Origin of the sequence: Salinimonas chungwhensis DSM 16280, assembly GCF_000378185.1 — a bacterium.
Classification (GTDB): Bacteria; Pseudomonadota; Gammaproteobacteria; order Enterobacterales; family Alteromonadaceae; genus Alteromonas; species Alteromonas chungwhensis.
This window is the reverse complement of record NZ_KB899377.1, coordinates 396,261-420,739: the sequence shown is the minus strand read 5'-3', so window position 1 is coordinate 420,739 and position 24,479 is coordinate 396,261. Positions and strand designations below refer to the sequence as shown.

The following is a 24,479-nucleotide window of genomic DNA, read 5'->3' as shown; positions in this document are numbered from 1 at the left end:
AAATGACTAAAAAAGTAAACAAAGTAGTACTGGCTTATTCCGGCGGATTGGACACATCTGCCATCGTGCCCTGGCTTAAAGAAAATTACGACTGCGAAGTGGTCGCCTTTGCCGCTGATGTGGGTCAGGGAGACGATGAACTGGAAGGACTACATGATAAGGCCATCGCCTCTGGCGCCAGTGAATGCCATATCGTTGACCTTAAAGAGGAGTTTGTAAGAGACTATATTTATCCCACTATCAAAACCGGTGCCGTTTATGAAGGTGAATATTTACTGGGTACGTCAATGGCACGCCCGGTTATCGCAAAAGCCCAGGTTGCGGTGGCGCGTAAGGTTGGCGCCGATGCGCTGAGTCATGGTTGCACCGGTAAGGGCAACGATCAGGTGCGGTTCGAAAGTACCTTTGCGGCGCTGGCACCAGATCTACAGGTCGTCGCTCCCTGGCGGGAATGGGACATGGTGTCACGGGAAGACTTGCTGGATTATCTGGCCCAACGGGATATCCCAACGACGGCTTCTGCCACCAAAATTTACAGCCGCGATGCCAATGCCTGGCACATTTCTCATGAAGGCGGCGAGCTGGAAGATCCCTGGCAGGAGCCGTCAAAGCAGGTCTGGACCATGACGGTAGATCCGGAACAGGCGCCTGACCAACCTGAGCGGGTCACAGTGTCTTTTAATAAGGGCGAATTGACCCATGTGAATAACGAAGCACTTTCGCCCTATCAGGCACTGGAAAAGCTTAATACACTGGCTGCAGCGCACGGCGTGGGGCGAATCGACATCGTCGAAAACCGGTTAGTTGGCATGAAATCTCGAGGATGCTATGAAACCCCCGGCGGCACGGTGATGATGAAAGCCTATAAAGCACTGGAAACCATGGTGCTGGATAAGGCCGCCTTAAAATACCGTGAACAGATCGGTCTGGAGTTTGCGCATGTTATGTATGACGGGCGGTGGTTCACCGCCTTAAATGATGCCTTATTGGCTGGCGCAGACGCTTTCGCTCAAAAAGTGACCGGAGATATTGTCGTTAAACTTTACAAGGGTACCGCTACCGTAACCCAGCGCCGTTCTCCTAACAGCCTTTACTCAGAAGACTTTGCCACCTTTGGTGCCGATGATGTCTACGACCAAAAACACGCCGAAGGCTTCATCCGTCTGTTCAGTTTATCCAGCCGTATTGCTGCACTGAAAGACCAGCACAAATAAGGAGAAATTTATGGCGTTATGGGGCGGCCGATTCAGTGCTGGTAGCAGTAGTATGTTTCGTCAGGTCAACGACTCTCTGCCATTTGATCAGGTAATGGCGGTGCAGGATCTGCAAGGCTCGATAGTCTGGTCAAGAGCGTTGTATAAAGCGGGAGTGTTGACTGCCGATGAACAGAAGCAATTGGCACTGGCACTTAGTGAACTAAAAGAACAGGCAGAACAGGGCTTGCTGGATTTCTCGGCCAGTACCGAAGAGGATATTCACAGCTTTGTTGAGGCAGCGCTGATTGAAAAGCTTGGGGATACTGGCAGAAAACTGCATACCGGACGCAGCAGAAATGATCAGGTTGCCACGGATTTTAGGCTGTGGGTGCGCGCCCACGTGACTTCTTTACGTGAAGATTTGCACACTGTTTTAGGTGCATTGCTGAACGTGGCCGATCGTCACCGCGAGGCCATTATCCCTGGCTATACGCATTTGCAGCGTGCCCAGCCGGTCTTATTCGCCCACTGGTGTCTGGCTTATGTGGAAATGTTTAAGCGGGATATAACCCGGCTGGAGGATTTGACCACACGCCTTAATCAGTGCCCCCTGGGTTGCGGCGCACTGGCCGGTACAACCTACCCGGTAGACCGTCATGCTATTGCCGAAGAACTTGGGTTTGATGGCCCCTGCCTAAACAGCCTGGATGCAGTCTCTGACCGGGATTTTGTACTGGAGCTGTTGTTTTGTGCCAGCACCAGCATGATGCATATTTCACGTATGGCAGAAGATCTGATTTTTTACAATTCAGGGGAAGCCGGCTTTTTACAGCTGGGTGATGCAGTAACCTCCGGCTCTTCATTAATGCCGCAAAAGAAAAATCCTGATGCGCTGGAGCTGATGCGAGGTAAATGTGGCCGGGTATTTGGTGCCTTGCAATCGCTACTGGTCACGATGAAAGGCTTGCCCCTGGCATATAACAAGGATATGCAGGAAGACAAAGAAGGCGCCATAGACACAGTAAACCAATGGCATTGCTGCCTGTGCATTGCCGCAGAGGTGTTGGACTCACTGAGCCTTAACGAGTCACGCTGCCGTGAAGCCGCCGCACAGGGATTTGCTAATGCTACCGAGCTGGCTGACTATCTGGTGGAAAAGGGCATTCCGTTTCGTACCGGCCACGATATTGCTGGTCAGGTGGTTCTTAAAGCTATCCAGGAAGGCTGCGCCATTGAAGACTTATCCTTAACTAGCCTGCAGGCAGTCTGCGATAAAATTGATGAAGATGTTTATCCGGTATTGCAGCTTGAATACGGTATCAACAAGCGCAATATACTCGGTGGCACCAGCATGCAAACAGTGAGTGATGCGCTGGATAAAGCGTTGTCTGAGCTAGCGGCAAAGGATTAAACAATGGTTTTACAGCACCAGGAAGGGATTAAACTGTTCCGGAACTCGCTCCCGTACATCAATGCGCACCGGGGCAAAACGTTTGTGCTGATGTTTGGGGGAGAGGCCATTGAGCATGACAACTTTGCCAATATCATTCACGATATCGCCTTGCTGGCGAGTTTAGGGGTCAGACTGGTACTGGTACATGGGGCCCGGCCCCAGATTGATGAGCGGGTGGCTTTAAGAGCCATCGAAAGTCGCTTTGCCAATGGCGTGCGGGTAACGGATAAACCTACGCTGGAGTGTGTCAAAGATGCGGCTGGCTCTGTGCGCTCTCAGATTGAGGCGTTATTGACAATGGGCCTGCCAAACTCGCCTATGCATGGTGCGCAAATACGTGTTTGTACCGGTAACCTGGTGGTTGCCAAGCCTATGGGTGTGCGCGATGGTATTGACTTTGAAAACACCGGGATGGTGCGACGTATCGATACTACCGGCATCAACGACCATCTCAATGATGGTTCTATCGTTTTATTGTCTCCCATGGGCTACTCTGCCACCGGTGAGGTGTTCAACCTGTCTCACGAAGATGTCGCCACCCAGGCCGCCATTGCGCTTGAAGCAGACAAGATAATCGTTTTTTCAAACTATGATGGCGTGTACAACCAAGATGGAAAACTGTTGCGCACCATCGAACGGCCGCTTCTTGAAGAGATGATCGCATCGGGCCAGATCAATACTGAAAAAACAGTATTACGCGCACTAACCACCAGCGTAGCAGCGGGTATCCCCCGGGCCCATTGCGTCAGTTACGAAAAAGACGGTGCTCTGTTGCAGGAATTATTTACCCGCGATGGAACCGGCTCTTTAGTATTAGAGCACCATTACGAGCAACTACGCCCGGCTACCATTGACGATGTCGGTGGTATTTTAAATCTGATAAAACCGTTGGAAGAGAGTGGCGCACTGGTTAAACGCTCCCGTGAACGACTGGAAAGTGAGATTGATCAATTTATTGTCATTGTGCGCGACGGCATGATTATCGGATGTGCCGCTTTGTATCTGTACCCGGAAGATAACTGCGCAGAGCTTGCCTGTGTTGCCACTCATGCTGACTACCGCGGTAAAAATCGCGGCGAGCGTATCCTCGAGGCGGTGAAAAATCGTGCCCTGGAAAATCAGATAAGTACACTATTTGTATTGACCACCCTTACCGCCCATTGGTTTCTTGAGCAGGGTTTTGTACCAGCGGATATAAGAGTTTTACCCGGCGCCAAAAAGGAACTGTATAACTTTCAGCGTAATTCCAAAGTATTCACCCTTGCATTGGGCTGACACGAATCTGCATGGCATTGCCGGTTATTCTCACGTAGAATCTCGCGTGCGCAACCAGAAAGGCTCATGCTATGAATTACCGCTTAATCTGCTATTTTTCTCTCTTTATTTTTCTTGCCGGCGGCTGCAGCTATGTAAAACAGCCCAATGACAGAAAAATGAAGAAGCTTCTTTCAGGCATGCCTGAGTATGCGGCTGAAGAAGATTTTGGTAACCGTGATTTTCGTTTTCTGATAGTCAGAGATGGTGATAGCGTTACGGAGCCTGCGGTTCCCGAATGTCTGGTCACCCGGTTTGGAACGAAAGAACTATCCAATACCAGTTATGAACAAGACAGTTATGCATATGAGAAATATGCTGCGGTAGCCACTGTCTATGCCAAACATTTCAACGCCGCCTTGTTAAGAGCATTAACTCAGCGTGACTGGGATAAATGTGACAGCAATATACCCGCATCTTAAACGTAATTTTACTGTTTTGTATGAATCTGCATTTTATTTAAGCAATCGCACACTCTGTAGTGAATTAGTCCGGCTTGCCATTGTCTATACGAAGCCAGCAGGGTTGATTCTTCTTGCTGAATAGCTTCTACTGGTAAGATAATGGTAAGAGGAAGACATATGCAAGAGCCTGTTACGCTTCAATGCGAAGATGGCTATCGGTTGTCAGGTACACTTTTCAGGCCCACTAAACCGCTGTGCGGGGCAATAATAATCGCGCCGGCTACAGGTATCAAACGGCAATTCTATACAAATTTCGCAACCTTTTTAGCTGATTACGGATTTGCCGTACTGACTTTCGATAACCGTGGGATTGGTGAATCCGTCAATACCACATTGCGTAAAAGCGATGCCGACCTTATCGCCTGGGGAAAGCAGGATATGCCTGCTGCCCTCAACACAATAGAAAAGTATTTTCCCGGACAATCATATTTTCTTGTGGGTCATAGCGCCGGTGGCCAGCTGATTGGCCTGATGAACAATGCACATAAACTAAAAGCTTTCATAAACTTTGGCAGCTCTTCAGGCTCGCTGCGAAACATGCGATTGCGTTATCGGCTGAAAGCGCACTTCTTCATGAATTTTTTCATCCCTCTTTCAAATCTCATATTCGGCCATACTAAAGCGCACTGGATAGGCATGGGTGAACCCCTGCCCAGAGGCGTTGCACGCCAATGGCGGCAGTGGTGCAATGGCTCAGGCTATGTTCAAACCAGTTTTGGCAAAGAGGTTACTGAACATTATTATTCCAGCCTGACAATCCCTTCTAAGTGGATTATTGCCAGTGATGATGATATTGCCAACGAAGCAAACCTTAAAGAAATGATTGCGGTGTACGAAGGTAGCAATGCCCGCTACTGTGTCCTTTACCCGGCTGCTTTCGGTCTGGATGATATTGGCCACATGCGCTTTTTCTCCCGCCATTCCCGGCGCCTGTGGCCATTAGTGACGAACTTTTTCGATGAACATTTACAGCCAGAGGGAGGTACGTTTTAGTCGCAAGACAATGCGATCTTCCTCTTCTCGTATGATTTCTTTGCGATTTAAAGACTCGCTTCAACTGGCTGGTTAAACTTCGGCCATCCGGTGGCTACAGACAGCAGGCCAAAAACCATCAACATCATTGGATACCAGCAATACAGGGTTAACGAAAGTGGTGAGATCCCACCAATAGCGGCTGCCGTGAGCAGTTGCGGACTGTATGGCACCAGGCCCTGACAGGCACAGGAAAAAATATCGAGTAAACTGGCAATACGCCTGGGGTCAGCATCATATTCGCCACCTAAATCTTTAGCAATGGGGCCGGCGGTAACGATAGCGATAGTGTTGTTCGCGGTGGTAAGATCCAAAAAACTTACCAGCGATGCGATACTCAATTCCGCGCCCCGCTTTGACCTGACTCGCCGGGTTAGCAAACGAATGAGCCAGCTAATGCCGCCGTATGCGCTCATCAGCGCCACAATACCGCCTATGGTGATAGCGATGAGTGCCAGGTTCTGCATCCAGTCCATACCGGTCTGAATACTGGCAAACAAGCCCAGCGTATCCAATGAGCCGTTTAAAAGACCTACTGCGGCAGCGCTACCAATGCCACTGGCAAGCACCAGAACGACATTCATTCCAATAAGGGCGCAGCCTACAATAATTACAAAAGGCAGCACATTGATAAGGTCATAGGATTTCTCCTCCAGTTGTGGTGGGTGCCCCACATCCAGTGAAAATAAAACAATTGCAGTTAAGATTGCCGCCGGCAGAACCACCAGAAGGTTGGCTTTAAACTTATCGGTTAACTTTACGTTTTGGCTCCGGGTTGCGGCGATTGTGGTATCTGATACAAAAGACAAATTATCCCCAAACATTGCTCCGGAGATAACTACGCCCAACAATAGTGGCACCGAGAGGCCTAGTGATTCAGCAAGCCCCACACCAATAGGCGAGAGCGCCGTAATTGTGCCCATGGAGGTTCCCATGGCAAAAGAAATAAAACAGCAAATAACAAACAAGCCGGGTAAGATCAGAGACTGCGGTACCCATGTCAGTGCCAGATTTACCGTAGCATCCCGGGCACCAATGTCGATGGTCAGCGAATAAAACGCTCCGGCCATCAAAAAGATAATGACCAGCAGGATGATATTACTATTACCACCACCCTGGCAAAACAGCTGCACTTTTTCAGTTATCGACAGTTGTTTGTCTTTAGGCTGCAGCAACAGTGCATAGCCAGCAGCCAGCATAAATCCGACCAATACCGGCATCGCGGTAATGTCACTGGTTGCCACACCAGCGCTGATAATCAGCGCGACAAAAACAAATATTGGGGTGATACCCAGAATGTTAGGGGATGGAGAGGACTGCATTGCGCTTACACCAGAATGAAAACTAAAGGTCAGCGCAGGAGCCTAGCGCATCTGCCGGTGCTTTCAAGTAATTACTTAGGCTAAAAAAAAGTAAATTATTCTCTAAATTCAGGTGTACGGGGTCAGACTCGATGTGACAAGTACCCGTTTTTAAGGTGCCGCTGTCAGATTAGGATTAAGCGAGTACACTTAAATTGGTAATTGGCTAAGTCTGCCGCCGGCGCTATGTTAATATAATGGTAACCAGCGCTTTACTTCAAAAAAGCGTCTATTTCTCACACTCATTTGGCCAGCCGTACTTCTCCACATAATCCCGAAGATTTTCAGCATCTTTGGCATACCTTTTATCTTTTTCAAATCGGTCTTTAACCGATTGGTGTATAGATACTGTACCCTTACCGTGCGCTATACGTCTCATGTGCTCGCCTCTCAGTCGGTAAAAATGCCGTTTAGAAGGGTTGAGTTTTGGTAATTGACTGGCTTGTGTGGCTTTCGTCCAGTGCAGCTCTAATTCCAACCCGAACTGGCTCGCTTGATTAGCCATCCACTGCATGGGAATGTGTGACGCTAAATCTCCATTGTCATCGGGTTTGAGGCCACCTCCTACATCACTGTGATAGCCGCAAAACCAGGTTTGCTTTAAATCTAAACCAGGTACCGGATCCCATATAGCGGGCATAAAATCTTCGCGTCTCTCATCTATCGCCAAGGCATGCCGGGCTACTCGCACATTTTTGCCTAATTTGGTGTCATAGAACTCATCACGATCTTCAAAAAGGCCTAGAAAAGATATGGGAATGCCTAATGCGCCAACGGTATCCCAGACACCCACAAAAAATACTTCCCGGCTTGGATGACTGTACTCTTTGCGAAAGTTTACCGAGTTCTCGCCGGAGGGCTTATTTTGTGCTCCCTTTTTTCTGTATATAGTGAAAGCGTCTTCAACGCGGTTTGCATGTTCGCGTTTTAAAATGCCGCAATTATTAATAAGGCCACACAGAGAGCGTACAGTATATGCCCCTCGACTAAAGCCAAACAAAAAAAGTTTGTCACCCGCAGTATAGTTTTGGATTATATACCGATAGGCATCCTGAATATTTTTCATAACGCCTTTACCCGTAATACCGCCACTTAGATTGTCGTAATAACTCCCGATCCCCCAGTCGTAAAATACTTGCTGAGCAACGCCCTTCTCTGTCACAGGGTTTATTGATCTGGCAAACCTCAGTACGTTAGTAGGCAAATCTTTTTTTGCATCCTTTTCCGGACGATTCCAGGTACCATCACTGCAAATAACAATATGTTTCATGAGGATTTCTCCTGCAATTTTACGCTGCCATTAGTTCAGACTGGTCTGCATCCTTTGCTTTATAAAAATCCCAGCCTTTTCGCGCCGCGTTGATGATGACACCAATGACAAAACGAATAGCGATGAACTCTGCCGATTCCGGTAAATACGGAATATCGATTTTTTGATTCGCAAGACCTGACAGTCTGCTTATCAGACGTGTGGCTTCATCATCTGAAAGGCCCTTATCGACACTTCTGACCAAGCCATAAATTTCATTAGGCAAGCTGTCATACAGAAAGCCATCGACTTTGAGAACGACCTTGATAAGAATCTTCTCTTCCGTAGTTTCGCCGATGATGGGAACATTGATGAGATCGTTAAGTCGCTCAGCAAGCGCCTTCACTTCATCCTGAGTCATCTTGCTGCGTTTACCCGGTGGGGCGTAATATTCATCTAATAGTTGTTTGAACTGCTCGTCAGTCAAATCGACAATTTTTGGCATAATTGCTCACTCCTCATAAACGTTGAGGGCGATCGTAGAGAGACGGGCTAAGCCTGGTCGCACTACTACACAAATTCGTTGTCTCTTATAGCCAGACAGCAAAGATAGGTCTCACAGCAAGTAGGAACTATGTAGCCGTTAATTCAGCGATGTATACGGCAGGGTTTAAAGCATATGCATAGTCAAACTGAGATAGGTATATTAACTTGGCGTTACTAAAGGTATTTATAGACTACGCGTTGAAAAGTGCCAAATCAGAGGCACAGATAACAGAGTAGCGATATAAAATTGCACCGCCACTCTTAGACGATCATGGTAGCGTTAGTAATATAGCGCCAGGGAAGAATAGAAATGGAACCAGACTACTCGACTTACAGCCTGAGAGATTTATTAGAAGCGCGGGAGGCAATTGATAAAGCCGCTCATCCGCTTCGATACTTCAAAATCTGTCAGAAAGTAGAGGACAGAGTTAAGCAACCCGCTAATCTGAAGGCATATCACAACAAAGGTTTTATGGCAGTAATTATTTATATAAAAGCCATGATGCTGTTCGCTGGATTCTATTTTTACTTATCAGCTATATATTGCATACACAGAAGGGCATATTTCATGGCAAGGACGGTCAACATATTATGCAGAACGACATCCAGAAGCCTTCAATCTTACCGTGATAATAATTATCGCACTCCTAATCTTTAGCTTATACATCGTGTTTTCGAACCACTGGATAAAACGAAAACCGGATAAATAGGAATGACAGTCGCCTGAAACGATAAAAGATAAGCTAAACACAGTGGACCTACTGTTTGTGTATGAACCCTTTTACAAAAAGAAATTAATACTGGACACTATCCACCATACGAGAACATTCTATTCAGGGGGCAAGCAGCGTTGCCCCCAATGATTCTACTTCATCGCTTTATCGATATCGCTGGCTTTGTGGCGCTCTTTCAGTTGGGCGTCATCACCCCAGAAACGATTCACAATGATGCCGCGCTGCACCGCTTTACGCTCCGCGACTTGCTTTGCCCAGCGCATTAGATGTGTATAGTCCTCTACCTGCAGAAATTTTGCTGCATCGTACAACTTACCCAATACTAGATTTCCATACCACGGCCAAATCGCCATATCAGCGATAGAGTATTCATCCCCGGCCATATACTCATTAAACGACAGATGCTTATCCAGCACGTCCAGCTGACGTTTGGTCTCCATCGTGAAGCGATCAATCGGGTACTTCATGCTATAGGGAGCATAGGCGTAAAAGTGGCCGAAACCGCCGCCAAGATAAGGTGCTGAACCAACTTGCCAGAACAGCCAGTTGTTACATTCGGTGCGGGCAATAGGGTCCTCAGGCACAAAGCGTTCAAATTTTTCGGCCAGATACTGAAGGATTGAGCCTGACTCAAAAAGTCTGATAGGTGGATTTTGTGAGTGATCCATCAAAGCGGGGATTTTTGAATTCGGGTTTACACCCACAAAGCCGGTGGAAAACTGATCGCCATCACCAATGGCCACAGGCCAGGCGTCATAGTCGGCTTTTTTCACGCCGGCTGCCAGCAGTTCTTCCAACATTATGGTGACTTTTTGACCGTTGGGGGTGGCCATGGAGTAGAGCTGAAGATCATGTTCCCCGACCGGTAAGGCTTCTTCATGAGTAGGGCCCGACGAAGGTCGGTTAGTTTTGGAAAACTGGCTGCCGTCTTCTTTTTCCCATTTCCACACTTTGGGCGGGGTATATTGGCTTTTCTCTTTGCTCATTATCGCTCCGTTGCGCATAGTAACTAATAGGCTAGGTACGCGATATATCTGATTTTGGTTGAGCGGTTATAAAAAAGGGCAGACACATCATGCCTCTGCCCTGTTAAATAAAAGGCGAGCCTTCCGTTGCTCGCAAACTGGTTAGCTAGTTGAATGTCACCGGGGTTGTTTCACCCGCCACGACGACCGTTTCTTCAACTGCCTGAAATTCAAAATCTTCATCTGTTTCCGGCTCATCCTGGTACGCCAGACAACTAAATGCGAGGGTATAATCGCCAGCCGGCACATAACCAAGAGTAAAATTGTATGTGTCTGCGGTGTCGTCATAGATAACATTGGCTGACGTTACAGGCCGAATCTCACCGCTTTGAAGGTCAGCATCATCACCCAGCATAGACGTATCAAGCGCAATTCCCTCATACAAGTACACCGCATTGCCCCTATGCGCATCTGCTTTAACCATACAGTCTGCGTCATTTATAAGCCCCATAGATACTCTCCCCAGTAGCGTCCCGACCGTATCATTCCGAACCAGCCTTACACCTCTGGGTTTGAGAAAAACCTCGTTTTTCCCCACCGGGTTGACTAAGCTTTTGCGCAAATCAAACTCTACAGTGAATGTCTGATCTGTTTGCGGTTCGGCAACAAATCCATCAAGCTTCAGCTTTTGTCCAGGTACCGACAGCGGATACGTCCCCGAGTCCATAACAATGTACGAATCCTCTTCAATAACCATGCGTAGGTGGCTATACTGGCCGGAGGGAATTTCAAAATCGTCTATCAGATTGACAAATTTCTCTCCCTGCAACGTGAGTAAATCAATCATTCGCGGGCTACCGGTAGAGTCGCTGACATCAATGATGATGGGATCACCGTTGCCGATTAACTCAACTTCCCTGAAATAGACCATCACTTCTGAGGCGTTATCTACCGGGGCATCTGAAATGTTGAGCGTAAAGTTTGTAATAAAACGCTCAGTATCTGTATTTTGATTTTCCGAGACTGTGTCACTATCGCTTCCTGAGCCGCCACAGGCACCAAGTGCAAACAACAAGGGCAAACACGCTGCATTACGCAACTTTTTCTTGATTACAGGGACAGTTACATTTTCTGTCAGTACTAGGTGCAACAAATCGGTTTCCTTTCGTTACTGTAAATCCGCCACCTATAGCAACAAGCCGTCGTGACCTGACGTATGCCCAAGGTTAAGCGACAACTGTGCCACATCAACAAACCGCTATATTTTCATAAACTTATATATTTTTTGTGCAAGAATGGAATAGCTACAAAAGAGCAAATGTTGCAGTCCTGCAACACTTGACTGTAAGCGTTATCATGAGATCAGGCAGATGCTCAGTTATTAACCAGGATAACCATCAGGATCACTTGCCTTTATTTTGCAAGGTGTGGCGGGTCAGACAATTGCGGGAAAAAGCGCGCAAGCAAAATATGTTGCCAGATACAGACAAACCATTAACAGGCTGTCAGTACATACAAAAAAAGCGGCCAGGCCGCTTTTTTTAATTTATGCCAGAAACTTAAATACTGACACGCTTATAAGGCCGGTATTCCGGTTGCCAGAAGTTACGTTCGATACTTTCCATTAAGGCTTCCTCAGTCATTTCAAGCGCCAGGTCCTGCTCCATAGCAACCCTGCCGACGGCATAGGCTATCTGCCTGCCTAAGTCAGCAATTTGGGTCAGCGGGGGCAACAGTTCGCCGGTGCCGGTATTTGCCAGTGGTGATGCTGACGCTAGCGCATTGCTGGCAGCCATCAACATTTCATCACTTATCAGTCTGGCTTTACTGGCGATGACACCTAAGCCGATACCTGGAAAAATGTAGCTGTTATTACATTGCGCAATAGGGAATGTTTTCCCTTTATACTCAACAGGCTTGAACGGACTGCCCGTGGCAATAACCACCTCACCGTCGGTCCACTCGATAACCTGTTCAGGTCTTGCTTCAACCTGGCGGGATGGATTACTTAAGGGGAAGATGATAGGAAGTTCACAGTTAAGCTTCATAGCCTTCACCACCTGCTCAGTAAACAAGCCGGGCTGACCGGAAACCCCAATCAGAATATCAGGGTGTACGCAGTTAACCACATCTAGCAGAGACGCATACTCACCAGAAAAACTCCAGCTTTCAATCTGCGCAAGCGGCGTAGCCAACTTGCTTTGGAAATCCCGTAGATCACTCATCCCTTCGGTGAGCAGTCCATACCTGTCGACCATGAAGATTTGTCGACGCGCCTCTTCATCAGATAAACCTTCATGTCGCATTTGCTGAACCAGCATTTCAGCGATACCACATCCGGCCGAGCCAGCGCCGACAAAGACCACGTTTAAATCTGACAACTTCTGCGACTTCATTCGACAGGCCGCCAGAATAGTCCCCAGTGTCACCGCTGCGGTCCCCTGAATATCATCATTGAAACAGCAGATTTCATCGCGATACCGATTTAACAGTGGCATAGCGTTGGGTTGAGCAAAATCTTCAAACTGAATCATGACTTCGGGCCAGCGGCGCTTTACTGCCTTGATGAACATATCGATAAATTCATCGTAATCCTGCTGCCCGATACGCGGGTGCCGTGCGCCCATATACATAGGATCATTGAGCAGCTTTTCATTATTTGTGCCCACATCCAGCATCACTGGCAATGTGTAAGCCGGACTAATACCACCGCAGGCGGTATACAGCGATAACTTCCCGATGGGAATCCCCATGCCACCAATTCCCTGGTCGCCCAGACCAAGAATACGTTCTCCATCGGTCACTACAATAACTTTGACCTTTCGTTTCGTAGCATTGCGAACAATATCATCCAACTGATGACGCTCTTCCCACGATACAAACAAGCCTCGTGAGGAGCGGTATATATCAGAAAATTGTTCACAGGCATCCCCCACTGTCGGGGTATAGATAATAGGCATCATTTCATCTATATGGCGCTGGACCAACCGATAAAACAACGTTTCGTTATTGTCTTGGATAGCCCGAAGATAGATATGCTTGTTAAGCGGGTCATCAAACGTGTTGTACTGCATATAAGCGCGTTCGACCTGCTCCTCGATGGTTTCAAAGCGCGGTGGCAGCAAACCGGTCAGATTGAATGAAGCTCGCTCCCGGGCTGTAAACGAACTGCCCTTGTTCAACAGCGGTGTTTCTAATAATGAAGGCCCGGAATGGGGGATGTAAAGATATCGGTTTTCGTCTTGGGACATTGTTCTTCCGAATGTTAGTTCAGGCAATCTCTGCCCTGAGCCCTCTCAGGTACAAAAGTGAGTTAAAATATTTCTTCTGGCTCAGGCGCGTTTTTTGTATTTTCTTGTGCAGGATCGACAATATCATCATCTCTGACATAACTTGTCGGTTCTGTTCCTTTTTCAAAATACTCAAATAGTGTCGTATGGTCGGTGCGCCGGGTCAACTTCCCACTGGTACGATCAATTCGCACCCGCACAATATCTTCCGGGGTCGGCAAGGCGGCCTCGGGTTCTCCATCTAACACCACCTGCATAAACCGAATCCAGGCCGGCTGCGCTGCATGCGAACCGCTTTCACTGCCAATCATAGCGTTGCCAATCCAGTTGAACCGATCAGGATTACGATTGATCAGGTTCTGATTTCGGGTAGCGCGACCCAGATTGCGGTTCATATCATCAAACCCGACCCAGGCCGTTACCACCAGGTTTTTTTGAAAACCTGAAAACCATGCGTCTCTTGAATCGTTGGTAGTACCTGTTTTGCCTGCCAGGTCATTGCGCTGCAACAGATTTTTTGCCCGCCAGCCGGTCCCCATCCAATAGGTTTTTTTATTCCAGCTACCATTAGCCTGCACACCGGTACGCATCATATCGGCCACCAAAAAGGCGTTTTGCGCACTGATAACCCGCGGCGCCGGACGTTTGGCCGGTTCACCCGGTGAGGTCTCCAGACCTACATCCAATGCCTGCGCCAGGCGCGACTCAACATCGTTTTGCATTTCATCGCTGTCTTCATCGCACTCGTCACAGGCCCAGACAGGATCCGATTGCCATAACAATGTGTTTTGCTCATCAAGCACTCGATCGATAAAGTGAGGGTTTATTAGATAGCCACCATTGGCAATGACTGCCATGCCGCGGGCAACCTCTAGCGGCGTATGCGAGCCTGACCCCAGCGCCAGGGTTTCATCCCGTGGGATATCTTCACGGGCGAAGCCAAACCGTTCAAGGTAGGTAGCAGTATTATCCAGCCCGACGCCCCGCAGCAGACGCACCGACACCACGTTTTTGGATTTCCCCAGGGCGACCCGCATCCGAATAGGTCCATCGTACTCCGGAGGGGAGTTCTTAGGGCGCCACGCCACGCCCGTCGCCTGATTCCATTGATTGATAGGCGCATCGTTTATAATCGAGGCGGTGGTGTAGCCACTGTGTAAGGCGGCTGAATAAACAAAGGGTTTGATATTTGAGCCCACCTGCCGCTTGGCTTGCGTGGCACGATTAAACTGGCTTTCATAAAAGCTGTAGCCACCTATCACTGCCTGTGCTGCACCATTTTTTGGATTCAGGGCGATCAATGCACCACTTGCTGTGGGCAGTTGAGCTAATCGCCATTGGCCTTCTTGTTTACGAATATGAATGACCGCACCCTCGCGAACAATATCCGCAGCCACCTCTGGTTCGTCACCCTGACGGGAGTCGGTAATATATGGGCGCGCCCAGTCGATGTTCTGCCAGGTTAACGTTCGCTTCTGCCCGTCAGCATCTACCACCTCTAGAGACTGCTCCAGTACCTCAGTGACCACTGCCGGCACCAGTGGACCAAGCCGCTTGTAAGCATTCAGTGCATCGACGATCTGCTGGTGATTCCAGGTTTGCGCAGTGGCTACCGGCTCATCTTCATCATTTTGTGTACTTGACGAGTCACGTTGAGATTTCGGCAATGTCTCTTCTTCGGCTTCAGGCTGATTCCACAAATAGCCCAACGGTCCACGGTAGCCGTGGCGCTCATCATAATCATGCAGGTTTCTGACCACTGCATTTTGAGCGGCTTCCTGAATTTGGGAGGGCGCGGTGGCATAAACCTGATATCCGCCGGTTTCGGCTTCTTCTTTGCCGTAAATCTCAACCATTTCATTGTAAATGAGATCCGCCAGATACGGCGCACTAACCTCAATTTCAGCACCATGTTTTTTCGCGGTCACCGATGCTGCGTTAGCCTCATCAAATTGCTGCCGGCTTATTAACTGCTCATCCAGCATGCGCAATAAAACCACCCGGCGACGCTCTACCGCGCGGTCTGGCCTGCTGATTGGATTTAGCACGGATGGTGCCTTGGGCAGACCAGCGATGGTTGCCATTTGGGCCAGGTTGAGTGCCTGCAGGGGTTTGCCATAGTATACCTGGGCAGCAGCACCAACCCCGAAGGCACGATGGCCGAGCTCGACTTTATTCAGGTAAAGCTCAAGGATTTCTTCTTTGCTCAGCAACTGCTCCATATGCCAGGCAATAAAGATTTCTTTAATCTTACGGATGTAAGTTTTCTCACGCGTCAGAAAGAAACCGCGGGCCAGCTGCATGGTGAGCGTACTGGCACCCTGTTGTTTTTCGCCCGTTACCAGCAAATTTAATGCAGCCCGTCCAATTCCGATAGGGTCAATCCCCGCATGCTGATAGAACCGGCTGTCCTCAGTGGCCAGTATCGCATCAATCATTTGTTGCGGAACTTCCTCAAGTTTCACTGGGATCCGCCGTTTAACTCCATACTGAGAGATGAGCTTGCCATCACGTGTGTAAATACGCATGGGCGTTTGCAACTTAACATCCTTCAGAACAGTGACACTGGGCAGGTCTGGTTTGATATAAAAATAAATACCGATCAAGGCTGCTGAGCCGATGATAGCGCCGATAAAAGTAAGAATTAAAAGGGATTTTAAAAACTTCACGAAGACTTCATTACCAAGGCCGAAATGCCCAATTGATTAATATTCTATACGTACGTGCTTTTATGAGAACCATATATTCAAAAAAAGTGCGTAAGATTCTAATTTAAAGCAGACCCCAAACTTTGGATCACCGGTTACCACCATGAAATCGTTGTTTAGGAAAAAGATGCCGTCTATTGTGGGCCTTGACATAGGCACTCGTCAAATTAAAGCGGTGCTAATTGAGAAATCCGGCGACCAGTGCAAACTGGCGGGCTTTGCCTGTGAAATGATCAACAAAGAGGCCTTTAATGAACGCGAAATCCGTGATTTCGATGCGGTGAGCCTGGCCCTCAAGAAAGTACAAAAAGCACTTAAAGTAAAAGGGAAACACGTAGCCATTGGGGTTTCCGGCACATCTGTGATCACAAAGATAGTACAGATGGAGCCAGACCAGAGCGATTATGAACTGGAAGGTCAGATAGAAATAGAAGCTGACAGCTTAATTCCCTACCCCCTTGATGAAGTGTATCTGGACTTTGAGGAGCTTGGGCCAAGTAAAAGCCATGCAGGTAAAGTAAATGTGCTGTTATCAGCAGCGCACAAAGATATGGTAGACAACCGTATTACGCTTGTCAGAGAAGTTCCTTTTGAGCCCAAAGTTGTTGATATTGAGGGCTATGCGCTGGGCAATGCCCTTACTCATTTTTATCCGGCTGGTAAAGATGAACGGCTTTGCTGTATCAATATTGGCGCCACGCTGCTGCAGGTTTGTGTCTGGCAAAATAACGAAGTGATATATGCCAAGGAGCATACCTTTGGCATGGGCATGCTGGTGCAGGATATCTCTGTGATTCAGATGCTGGACAAAGAAGAGGCAGAAAGACAGTTGCTGGCGAAAACCCTGACCGGGAATTGGCAACAGGAAACCCTGCCGATTTTCACAGCCAACCTGGTCCAGCAAATTAACCGGGCACTGCAGATGTATATCAGTACCGCCCATGCAGAGCGTCCATCCAAATTATTATTAAGCGGAGGGGGCGCGACACTGCCAGCGCTCACCGATGCACTGCAGCAGGACCTGGGTCTGGATATCGAGATATTTAATCCGTTCGCTAATATGCAAATTGGTGAAAAAATTGACGCTCAACGTCTGCACGATGTCGCCCCGCAATTGGCAATTGCTGCAGGTCTGGCAAGCCGGAGTTTCGACACATGGCACATGTAAATCTGCTTCCCTGGCGCGAACAACAGCGCCAGTTACAAAAGAAAAATTATTTAGGCTCGCTGGCTTTGGTGGCCCTGATCATCGGCTTTATTTTCTGGAGCGTCGGTCAGGCCATTGATCGTCAAACTCACAACCAAAATATGCGCAATACATTTCTTACTCAGGAAATTAATAAGCTTGATGCGCAAATTTCCCAGATACAGAAAATAAAAGAAAAGAAAAATGCCATCGAGCAACGCATGGCTCTTATTGGTCAGTTACAGGTAAGCCGCAATGTAGCGCCACGTATTTTTCACGAACTGGCGCAAATTGTGCCACCGGGCGTTTCTTTTCGCTCCATGCAACGCTCAGGAAACCTTATAACCATTGAGGGCATCAGCGAGTCGAATAATCGTCTGTCCGATTTTATGCGGCGACTTGAAAACTCCAGTGTCTTTTCTGCCGGCGATCTTTCATCAATTGTCGCTGATACCTCGGCCGCTGATGCTGTCAGTGGTTTCACTCTGACCTTTAATATCAGTCCGGATGTTGCGCCAGTGTCGGCTGACACCCCTACCAAGAAGAGTTAGCGATGAAGTTTGACGTAAATAAACTTAAAGAGCTTAACGAACTGGATTTCGAACAAGTAGCAATCTGGCCGAAGGAAATTAAGCTGGTGGTTGCTCTGTTTGTGGCTATTGTGGTCGCGTTGCTTAGCTATTGGTTTGTAGTCAAACCCAAACTCCCTATTCTGGAAGCTGCGCAAAGCAAGGAAGCCGAGCTTAAAATGCAGTTCGAGGCCAAGTACCGTATCGCCGTCAATTTAGACGCTTACAAGGCCCAACTGACCCAAATAAAGCAAGACTTCTCCTCAATGTTGCGTTCACTGCCAACCAGTAATGAAACGCCGGGGTTACTGGACGATATTACCTATGTGGGTACATCGTCTGGCCTGACTTTTAAAGTCCTTAACTGGCAACAGGAAATTCCCAAAGAGTTTTATACGGAACTTCCCATCCAAATGGAAGTAAGTGGCGACTACCATAGCTTCGGCCAGTTTGCTTCCAAAATCGCCGATCTACCACGTATTGTCACACTCCATGACTTCAAGCTGGACCAGCAAAATCAGCGTTTACAGTTACGTTTGCAGGCCAAAACGTACCGTACAGCATTGACCGGTGTGCAGGAGGAAAACAATGAAGCTGAGTAACGTCATTTTTCCGTCACTTTGTGTTGGCCTGCTATCTGCATGTGCGCCCCAACTGGATGATTTGACAACGTATACTAATCAGATAAAGCAGAAAACTCAGGTGCGCATAGAGCCCTATCCGGAGTTTTCCTCCCAACCTGCGTTTCAGTATTCGTCTGCAGATCGTCGTAGTCCGTTTAAACGACCCGTCGACCGCAGTGAACCGCTGGTGACAAAGCGCCAGACCAATTGTTTGCAGCCTGATTATGATCGTAAAAAAGAGTCACTGGAACAGTATGGATTAGATGCGCTGGCCTACACCGGTAGTTTTAAAAGCCAGGGAACCGAATGGGTGTTATTTAAAACTGCTGACGGTTCCTTACTGAAAGGCACGAAAGGCAGCCGCATCGGTTTATTTTACGGCACAATCCAAACCATTAACCGTCAGTCAGTAAAAATAGAGCAGTTGCTTCCCGATGGTGCGGGATGCTGGCAAAGGGAAGAAACCACGCTGACGTTAGCCACGCCAGCAGGAGAGAACAATAATGTCTGAGCGATATATTTTTAATAAACGACTAGGTCAGTCGAGTCGGGGCAAAAAGATGCTTTTCGGCAGTCTGCTGGTTTTATTTTTTATCATGAATGGCATGCCGCTGGCAGGAGCACAGGAAGATCCGGTGTTGCTGGACCCCTACGAGCAAAACGAAGACGGTTTCAATAATATTCTGACCAATATCGATTTTACCCGGGCCAAAAATAATACTGCAGTGACCCTGGTTTCCTTTGAGAACGATAAGGTTAATCCGCAGTTGGTAGAAGCAAAGGGTCAGCTTACCGTTAACTTACCTGGTGTGGCGTTGGCTGAAGAACAGTTTGTAGAACTTGACGTGACTCAGTTTGGTACTGCGGTTACGCATATAGAAAGCTTTCAGGATGAAGATTCTGCTCGCCTGGTCATCGATTACGTTGATCCGGTTTTTGCGCGTCACACCATGACAGAAGAAGGGCTTCGGATTGAAATTGAGCCTATGAGCGAAGAAGAGCAGGAAGCACTCAACAGTAAATCAAAATACACCGGCAAACCTATCTCGTTAGATTTTCAGGATGTGCCGGTGCGCCAGGTCTTACAAATTATCGCACAGGTGAATGATTTCAATCTCGTTACCACCGATACTGTGACCGGTAACGTTACTATCCAGCTATCGGGAGTGCCCTGGGATCAGGCGCTGGATATGATTTTGCGTATCAAAGGATTGGATAAACGGCTAGATGGCAACATTCTGTTGGTAGCACCTTCAGAGGAGTTGGCCGCGCGCGAAACCCAACAATTGCAATCAAAGCAAAAAGTAAAAGAGCTGGCGCCTATGCAAACGGCCAACATCACGGTTAATTATGCTAAGGCTCAGGAAATGGCGGCCATCCTGAAATCTGAACAGGGCGGGATACTTAGCGAGCGTGGTTCAGTCAGTGTGGATGAGCGCACCAATACCTTATTGGTTAGAGATACCCAGGAATCCATCGATCAGGCAAGAGCAACCATAAACGCGCTGGATATCCCGGTAAAACAAGTACTCATTGAGTCACGTATGGTCACCGTCCGCGATAATGTCGGTGAAGAACTTGGCGTACGCTGGGGTATCACTGATCGCGGCACTGATACCAGTGTTTCTGGGTCGTTGGAAGGCGCGGATACTGCTGCCGGTGGTGTTTTACCTTCCGTCAACAACCGCTTAAACGTTAATCTTCCGGTGTCCAGCGCAGCCGGTCGAATCGGGTTTCAGGTGGCCAGCCTCGTTGACGGCACCATTCTTGATTTAGAGTTATCTGCACTGGAGTCCGAAAATAAAGGTGAAATCATCGCAAGCCCGCGTATTACGGTGGCTAACCAACGTGAAGCTTACATTGAACAAGGTACCGAAATACCGTACGTCCAGGCCACGTCTTCAGGCGCGACCTCGGTTGAGTTCAAAAAAGCGGTGCTCAGTCTACAGGTAACGCCCCATATAACGCCGGATAATCGGGTTATTCTGGATCTGGTTGTAACCCAGGATACCCGTGGTGAAACGGTATCTACCTCGACCGGTCCGGCAGTGGCCATCGATACTCAGGAAATTAAAACTCAGGTATTGGTTGAAAATGGAGAAACCGTAGTATTAGGCGGTATTTTCCAGCAATTAAGCACCGATGATATTTCTAAAGTGCCTCTGTTTGGTGACTTGCCAGTCGTTGGCCGGTTATTTAAAAAGAGCTCTCAAGTGTTTCAAAAGCGCGAACTTCTTATCTTCGTTACACCCAAAATCGTAACTGAGACACTCTAAAATCCGCAAAATCTGAAAAAGGCGTCTCAGGACGCCTTTTTTTGTCATTTATCCGCTGCTAAACCACTGTTTTTCAAGCACGTCGATTAAAACAACAACAAAACTTGCATCGACATAGATGAAACTGAGATAATCCCGCTCTCGAAATTAAAGCGAGGTTCTGGAGTGGTGCTTATAAGTCGAGATTATGAGCACGCGTAAATGGGTAGGCTGAGAAGATGGAAGACGCGCCACCCCTAACATAATGAAAGTTGTGATATAAGCAAATATGGCTGAAAAACGTAATATCTTTTTGGTTGGCCCAATGGGCGCAGGCAAAAGTACCATTGGCAGACATCTGGCAGACGAGCTTCACCTTGATTTTTTTGACTCGGATCAGGAAATCGAACGACGTACCGGCGCTGACATTGCGTGGATTTTCGATTTAGAGGGTGAAGAAGGCTTCCGCAAGCGCGAAGAAAATGTCATTTACGACCTCACTGATAAGCAGGGTGTGGTGTTGGCTACTGGTGGTGGCTCCGTGATGAACAAAGACGTTCGTAATCGTCTTTCGGCACGGGGTATCGTGGTATATCTGCAAACTACCATTGATAAGCAGGTTGCGCGGACTCAACGCGACAAGCGTCGCCCATTGTTGCAAAATGGCGAACCCGAAGTAGTTCTGCGTGAGCTGGCAGAAGTGCGCAATCCGCTTTATGAAGAGGTAGCGGATTATGTCATTGATACCGATGACCAGTCTGCGCGCGCCGTCGCAAATCAGATTGTCAGTAAAATTGGTTTGTTTTAATTAAACGTCAGGAGTTGCGCTCATGTCGACGCTAACAGTGGATTTAAACGAGCGTAGTTATCCTATTGAAATAAAAGCCGGTCTGCTTGAGCAGACTGGCTTTTTTATGCCCTATATAAAAGGGCCGTTGGCGGTTATTGTCACCAATGAAACAATCGCGCCTTTGTATCTGCAAAAAATCATTGAGGCCTGCGGTGACAAGCAGATAGAAACCATTGTTATCCCCGATGGTGAACAATACAAATCGCTGGCCCAGTACGAAAAAATTATGACGCGGCTGCTGGAAATCAACGCTTCCCGGGATACTACACTGATTGCCCTGGGTGGCGGGGTAATTGGCGACTTATGTGGTTTTGTCGCCAGCACTTATCAACGTGGCGTTCCGTTTATTCAGGTCCCCACTACTCTGCTTTCGCAGGTAGATTCATCGGTCGGGGGAAAAACAGCGGTGAACCATCCGCTGGGTAAAAATATGATTGGCGCATTTTACCAGCCAGTCTTTGTCGCTATTGATACAACCACCCTGAATACGCTGCCAGCCAGGGAGTTTGCTGCGGGGATGGCCGAGGTTATCAAGTACGGCATTATCTATGATGCTGACTTTTTTGCCCAACTAGAACTTGCCGTTGATGCGCATCTGCAACTGGATGAAGCAACACTGACACAAACTATTTATCGATGCTGTCAAATAAAAGCTGAAGTCGTGGCACAGGATGAGCGTGAAGGCGGCTTGCGCGCCATATTGAATTTAGGCCACACCTTTGGTCATGCCATTGAGGCCGAGCAAGGGTACGGTAACTGGCTGCATGGTGAAGCTGTAGCTGCGGGAATGGTAATGGCCTGCAGGGCTGCACAGCAATTAGGCTGGCTTGATACTGAACAGACTCAGCGGGTGGCGGCGCTACTTAACGCCTTTGCATTGCCCACCGAAGGCCCTGCATCAATGTCATTTGATGCTTATCTGCGGCATATGCGTAGAGATAAAAAGGTAGAGGCAGGCCAGATCAGGTTTGTCCTGCCCCGAGGAATAGGTAAAGCTGAAGTAACCCGACAGCTAAGCGATGAAATGCTCAAAACCATACTTGTCAGACAGTAATTAGCGGCATCTGAATGACACAATCTGGCAAAGGTCAGCATCGGTCAACAGGGAGCGCACATGCAATCATCACTGCATGAACGACTGGAATATCTGATAAATTACTCGTCTCAGCTGATTTTTGTCAGCGGCGATTCTGTCGCGCAGCAGAAAAAGACACTTGACGCATTTGTCTTTAATCAAAACGATGATACGGACATTGCTTATCTAACAGCCAAGCCAGGCCTGGAACTGTCAGATTATCGTCTTCAGCTATGTCATCAGCTACTGGGTCAACAGGTCGGTAGTTATGTCCGCCCCCTCAACGAATTACTTGCAGCGTTAAATGAGCATCAGGGCCCGGTTCTTATTACCATTACGCAGGCGGAATATTTACCTGACGCGTTGTTACAGGAGTTATGGGATCTCGTCCTGCAAAGTCGCTTTGCCAGCAATAAGCAGCATCTGAATGTCTTGTTGTTCGGACAATCAGCCTGGGCCGAAAGTGCAAAACAATGGCTTCCTGCGAAAAACACCAGCACGCCGTTACTTATCAGCAGTCAGTCGGTAATGGCGCGACAGGTTGGCTCTGAGCTGGATGAAATGATAAGCCAGCGACGCCAGGCTTTTCAGGCCCGCCTGGATGAACGTAACGTAGAACAGTATAGTGCACCCAAAAATCGCTTAAAATCCCCCTGGTTGTGGGGTAGCGCGGTGTTGACCTTTGTGGCCTCTTTTACCGCAATTTTCGCCTGGCAATATGAAAGTGAGCTCGGCGCACTGTTTTCCCCTATTGATGATGATTCTGTTGAGGCTGTATCACCAGCTCCACCTGGCAGCGCTTATCAAGAGCTACTGACTGCTCCCGCACAGACTGTTTTAGACAATCAGTCTCAAAATACAGTCAATGAAGATGAGGCTGCCGAGACCAGCGCAACCGGCTTCAAAAGTGAGCAGTCAACTATTACTGATTGGCAGACGGCGGTGAAGAATATGAAAACAGTCAATGCTTCAGATAAACAAAGGGATGAAGATGCCGGCGATTCAACTTTGACAGAGAAAAGCTCAACGAATGGTGTAAGTGAGGAGCCAGTTCCCTTTGTCGATGCGGCGGTTGCTGCAGAATTGTTGGCAGCCATAGAGAACCAAGAGGCGGCACTTCCTGAAGCGAGTCCTTCTGCCGATAAAACGGCTAAGGACACTGGGCTGGATAACACGACGCTGACTTCTCTACTAACTGCCGATGACTTTGTTATTCAACTGGCAGGTTTAAAAGATAAGGCCCTGCTACAGGCTTTTATTTCGGATCATCAGTTACAGGATAAGGTCTGGATTTACCAAACTCAGCGTTACGGTGGTTCGTGGTTCGTGTTACTTTTTCGACAGCCGTTTGGCTCTGTTACAGAAGCCCGTCAGGCGATGGCACTTTTACCTCACTTTCCGGGGAAAAAAGATGCCTTTGTCAAATCAGCGAGCCAGGTACTTAATGAATTAAAGACGTCCTGAGGACAGAATAACCACTTTTGCCCTTTCACCAATAAAAGTTCTGTTTTTTATAAAACGTGATCAAACCCACTTAGTCTAATGTATAAGTACTATCTCATTAACCGGATATGCGCCTACTTGACATCATATTTTTCGGGATTTCAAC

The 24,479-nt window shown here is 48.0% G+C and carries 20 protein-coding genes; 13 read left to right on the top strand and 7 right to left on the bottom strand.

What is annotated here, in order from left to right; genetic code table 11:
• Positions 1-2: 2 nt before the first annotated feature.
• The 5 genes from F458_RS0106220 (at position 3) to F458_RS0106200 (ending at position 5,420) form a co-directional block, all read left to right on the top strand.
• Positions 3-1,214 (top strand): argininosuccinate synthase, encoded by a 1,212-nt coding sequence (locus F458_RS0106220; RefSeq protein ID WP_018982530.1) that lies wholly within the window; start codon positions 3-5, stop codon positions 1,212-1,214.
• 10 nt (positions 1,215-1,224) lie between these two features.
• Positions 1,225-2,607 (top strand): argininosuccinate lyase, encoded by a 1,383-nt coding sequence (gene argH, locus F458_RS0106215; RefSeq protein WP_018982529.1) that lies wholly within the window; start codon positions 1,225-1,227, stop codon positions 2,605-2,607.
• Between the two features lie 3 nt (positions 2,608-2,610).
• A complete protein-coding gene (gene argA, locus F458_RS0106210) occupies positions 2,611-3,924 on the top strand; it encodes an amino-acid N-acetyltransferase (RefSeq protein ID WP_018982528.1) in 1,314 nt (437 codons plus the stop codon).
• 71 nt (positions 3,925-3,995) lie between these two features.
• The gene (locus F458_RS0106205; protein WP_018982527.1) at positions 3,996-4,385 is read left to right on the top strand and encodes a hypothetical protein; all 390 of its coding nucleotides are present in this window, start codon (positions 3,996-3,998) and stop codon (positions 4,383-4,385) included.
• 159 nt (positions 4,386-4,544) lie between these two features.
• Entirely contained in the window at positions 4,545-5,420 is an 876-nt protein-coding gene (locus tag F458_RS0106200) for an alpha/beta hydrolase family protein (protein ID WP_018982526.1), read from the top strand.
• A 47-nt stretch (positions 5,421-5,467) separates the two neighbouring features.
• On the opposite strand, the gene F458_RS0106195 is transcribed toward F458_RS0106200, so the two are convergent.
• The 7 genes from F458_RS0106195 to F458_RS0106155 all read right to left on the bottom strand — a co-directional run bounded on the left by F458_RS0106195 (position 5,468) and on the right by F458_RS0106155 (position 16,273).
• A complete protein-coding gene (locus F458_RS0106195) occupies positions 5,468-6,781 on the bottom strand; it encodes a Na+/H+ antiporter NhaC family protein (protein ID WP_018982525.1) in 1,314 nt (437 codons plus the stop codon).
• A gap of 268 nt (positions 6,782-7,049) precedes the next feature.
• A complete protein-coding gene (locus tag F458_RS0106190; protein WP_018982524.1) occupies positions 7,050-8,090 on the bottom strand; it encodes a DUF2235 domain-containing protein in 1,041 nt (346 codons plus the stop codon).
• A 19-nt stretch (positions 8,091-8,109) separates the two neighbouring features.
• Complete coding sequence (locus tag F458_RS0106185) at positions 8,110-8,574, bottom strand: hypothetical protein (RefSeq protein WP_018982523.1); 465 nt, start codon at positions 8,572-8,574, stop codon at positions 8,110-8,112.
• A 906-nt stretch (positions 8,575-9,480) separates the two neighbouring features.
• Positions 9,481-10,335 carry a glutathione-dependent disulfide-bond oxidoreductase gene (gene yghU, locus F458_RS0106175; RefSeq protein WP_018982521.1) on the bottom strand — a complete coding sequence of 285 codons (855 nt, stop codon included), beginning with the start codon at positions 10,333-10,335 and terminating at the stop codon, positions 9,481-9,483.
• A 145-nt stretch (positions 10,336-10,480) separates the two neighbouring features.
• Positions 10,481-11,467, bottom strand: a complete 987-nt coding sequence (locus F458_RS0106170; protein WP_018982520.1) for a DUF4382 domain-containing protein — start codon at positions 11,465-11,467, stop codon at positions 10,481-10,483.
• A 406-nt stretch (positions 11,468-11,873) separates the two neighbouring features.
• Positions 11,874-13,565 (bottom strand): NAD-dependent malic enzyme, encoded by a 1,692-nt coding sequence (locus tag F458_RS0106160; RefSeq protein WP_018982518.1) that lies wholly within the window; start codon positions 13,563-13,565, stop codon positions 11,874-11,876.
• Positions 13,566-13,627: 62 nt separating this feature from the next.
• The gene (locus F458_RS0106155; protein WP_018982517.1) at positions 13,628-16,273 is read right to left on the bottom strand and encodes a penicillin-binding protein 1A; all 2,646 of its coding nucleotides are present in this window, start codon (positions 16,271-16,273) and stop codon (positions 13,628-13,630) included.
• A gap of 142 nt (positions 16,274-16,415) precedes the next feature.
• Between F458_RS0106155 and pilM the strand changes: the two genes are divergently transcribed.
• From pilM to F458_RS0106115, 8 genes are all read left to right on the top strand, one after another.
• A complete protein-coding gene (gene pilM, locus F458_RS0106150; protein ID WP_026294538.1) occupies positions 16,416-17,480 on the top strand; it encodes a type IV pilus biogenesis protein PilM in 1,065 nt (354 codons plus the stop codon).
• Complete coding sequence (locus F458_RS0106145) at positions 17,468-18,049, top strand: PilN domain-containing protein (protein WP_018982515.1); 582 nt, start codon at positions 17,468-17,470, stop codon at positions 18,047-18,049. The genes pilM and F458_RS0106145 overlap by 13 nt, the downstream gene beginning before the upstream one ends.
• 2 nt (positions 18,050-18,051) lie before the next feature.
• Positions 18,052-18,669, top strand: a complete 618-nt coding sequence (locus F458_RS0106140; protein WP_018982514.1) for a type IV pilus inner membrane component PilO — start codon at positions 18,052-18,054, stop codon at positions 18,667-18,669.
• Positions 18,656-19,201 carry a pilus assembly protein PilP gene (locus F458_RS0106135; RefSeq protein ID WP_018982513.1) on the top strand — a complete coding sequence of 182 codons (546 nt, stop codon included), beginning with the start codon at positions 18,656-18,658 and terminating at the stop codon, positions 19,199-19,201. Before F458_RS0106140 ends, F458_RS0106135 begins: the two co-directional genes overlap by 14 nt.
• The gene (locus F458_RS0106130; protein WP_018982512.1) at positions 19,194-20,966 is read left to right on the top strand and encodes a type IV pilus secretin PilQ; all 1,773 of its coding nucleotides are present in this window, start codon (positions 19,194-19,196) and stop codon (positions 20,964-20,966) included. Before F458_RS0106135 ends, F458_RS0106130 begins: the two co-directional genes overlap by 8 nt.
• 268 nt (positions 20,967-21,234) lie before the next feature.
• Positions 21,235-21,753: a shikimate kinase AroK gene (aroK, locus tag F458_RS0106125; RefSeq protein WP_018982511.1), complete on the top strand. Its 519-nt coding sequence runs from the start codon at positions 21,235-21,237 to the stop codon at positions 21,751-21,753.
• A gap of 22 nt (positions 21,754-21,775) precedes the next feature.
• Positions 21,776-22,849 (top strand): 3-dehydroquinate synthase, encoded by a 1,074-nt coding sequence (aroB, locus tag F458_RS0106120; protein ID WP_018982510.1) that lies wholly within the window; start codon positions 21,776-21,778, stop codon positions 22,847-22,849.
• A 60-nt stretch (positions 22,850-22,909) separates the two neighbouring features.
• Complete coding sequence (locus F458_RS0106115) at positions 22,910-24,334, top strand: SPOR domain-containing protein (protein ID WP_018982509.1); 1,425 nt, start codon at positions 22,910-22,912, stop codon at positions 24,332-24,334.
• Positions 24,335-24,479: the final 145 nt, after the last annotated feature.

Excerpts from the sequence above, each read along its gene's own strand:
- F458_RS0106220 (WP_018982530.1), top strand. The coding sequence starts at position 3 with ATGACTAAAAAAGTAAACAAAGTAGTACTGGCTTATTCCGGCGGATTG.
- argH (WP_018982529.1), top strand. The coding sequence starts at position 1,225 with ATGGCGTTATGGGGCGGCCGATTCAGTGCTGGTAGCAGTAGTATGTTT.
- argA (WP_018982528.1), top strand. The coding sequence starts at position 2,611 with ATGGTTTTACAGCACCAGGAAGGGATTAAACTGTTCCGGAACTCGCTC.
- F458_RS0106205 (WP_018982527.1), top strand. The coding sequence starts at position 3,996 with ATGAATTACCGCTTAATCTGCTATTTTTCTCTCTTTATTTTTCTTGCC.
- F458_RS0106200 (WP_018982526.1), top strand. The coding sequence starts at position 4,545 with ATGCAAGAGCCTGTTACGCTTCAATGCGAAGATGGCTATCGGTTGTCA.
- F458_RS0106195 (WP_018982525.1), bottom strand. The coding sequence starts at position 6,781 with ATGCAGTCCTCTCCATCCCCTAACATTCTGGGTATCACCCCAATATTT.
- F458_RS0106190 (WP_018982524.1), bottom strand. The coding sequence starts at position 8,090 with ATGAAACATATTGTTATTTGCAGTGATGGTACCTGGAATCGTCCGGAA.
- F458_RS0106185 (WP_018982523.1), bottom strand. The coding sequence starts at position 8,574 with ATGCCAAAAATTGTCGATTTGACTGACGAGCAGTTCAAACAACTATTA.
- yghU (WP_018982521.1), bottom strand. The coding sequence starts at position 10,335 with ATGAGCAAAGAGAAAAGCCAATATACCCCGCCCAAAGTGTGGAAATGG.
- F458_RS0106160 (WP_018982518.1), bottom strand. The coding sequence starts at position 13,565 with ATGTCCCAAGACGAAAACCGATATCTTTACATCCCCCATTCCGGGCCT.
- pilM (WP_026294538.1), top strand. The coding sequence starts at position 16,416 with ATGAAATCGTTGTTTAGGAAAAAGATGCCGTCTATTGTGGGCCTTGAC.
- F458_RS0106145 (WP_018982515.1), top strand. The coding sequence starts at position 17,468 with ATGGCACATGTAAATCTGCTTCCCTGGCGCGAACAACAGCGCCAGTTA.
- F458_RS0106140 (WP_018982514.1), top strand. The coding sequence starts at position 18,052 with ATGAAGTTTGACGTAAATAAACTTAAAGAGCTTAACGAACTGGATTTC.
- F458_RS0106135 (WP_018982513.1), top strand. The coding sequence starts at position 18,656 with ATGAAGCTGAGTAACGTCATTTTTCCGTCACTTTGTGTTGGCCTGCTA.
- F458_RS0106130 (WP_018982512.1), top strand. The coding sequence starts at position 19,194 with ATGTCTGAGCGATATATTTTTAATAAACGACTAGGTCAGTCGAGTCGG.
- aroK (WP_018982511.1), top strand. The coding sequence starts at position 21,235 with ATGGCTGAAAAACGTAATATCTTTTTGGTTGGCCCAATGGGCGCAGGC.
- aroB (WP_018982510.1), top strand. The coding sequence starts at position 21,776 with ATGTCGACGCTAACAGTGGATTTAAACGAGCGTAGTTATCCTATTGAA.
- F458_RS0106115 (WP_018982509.1), top strand. The coding sequence starts at position 22,910 with ATGCAATCATCACTGCATGAACGACTGGAATATCTGATAAATTACTCG.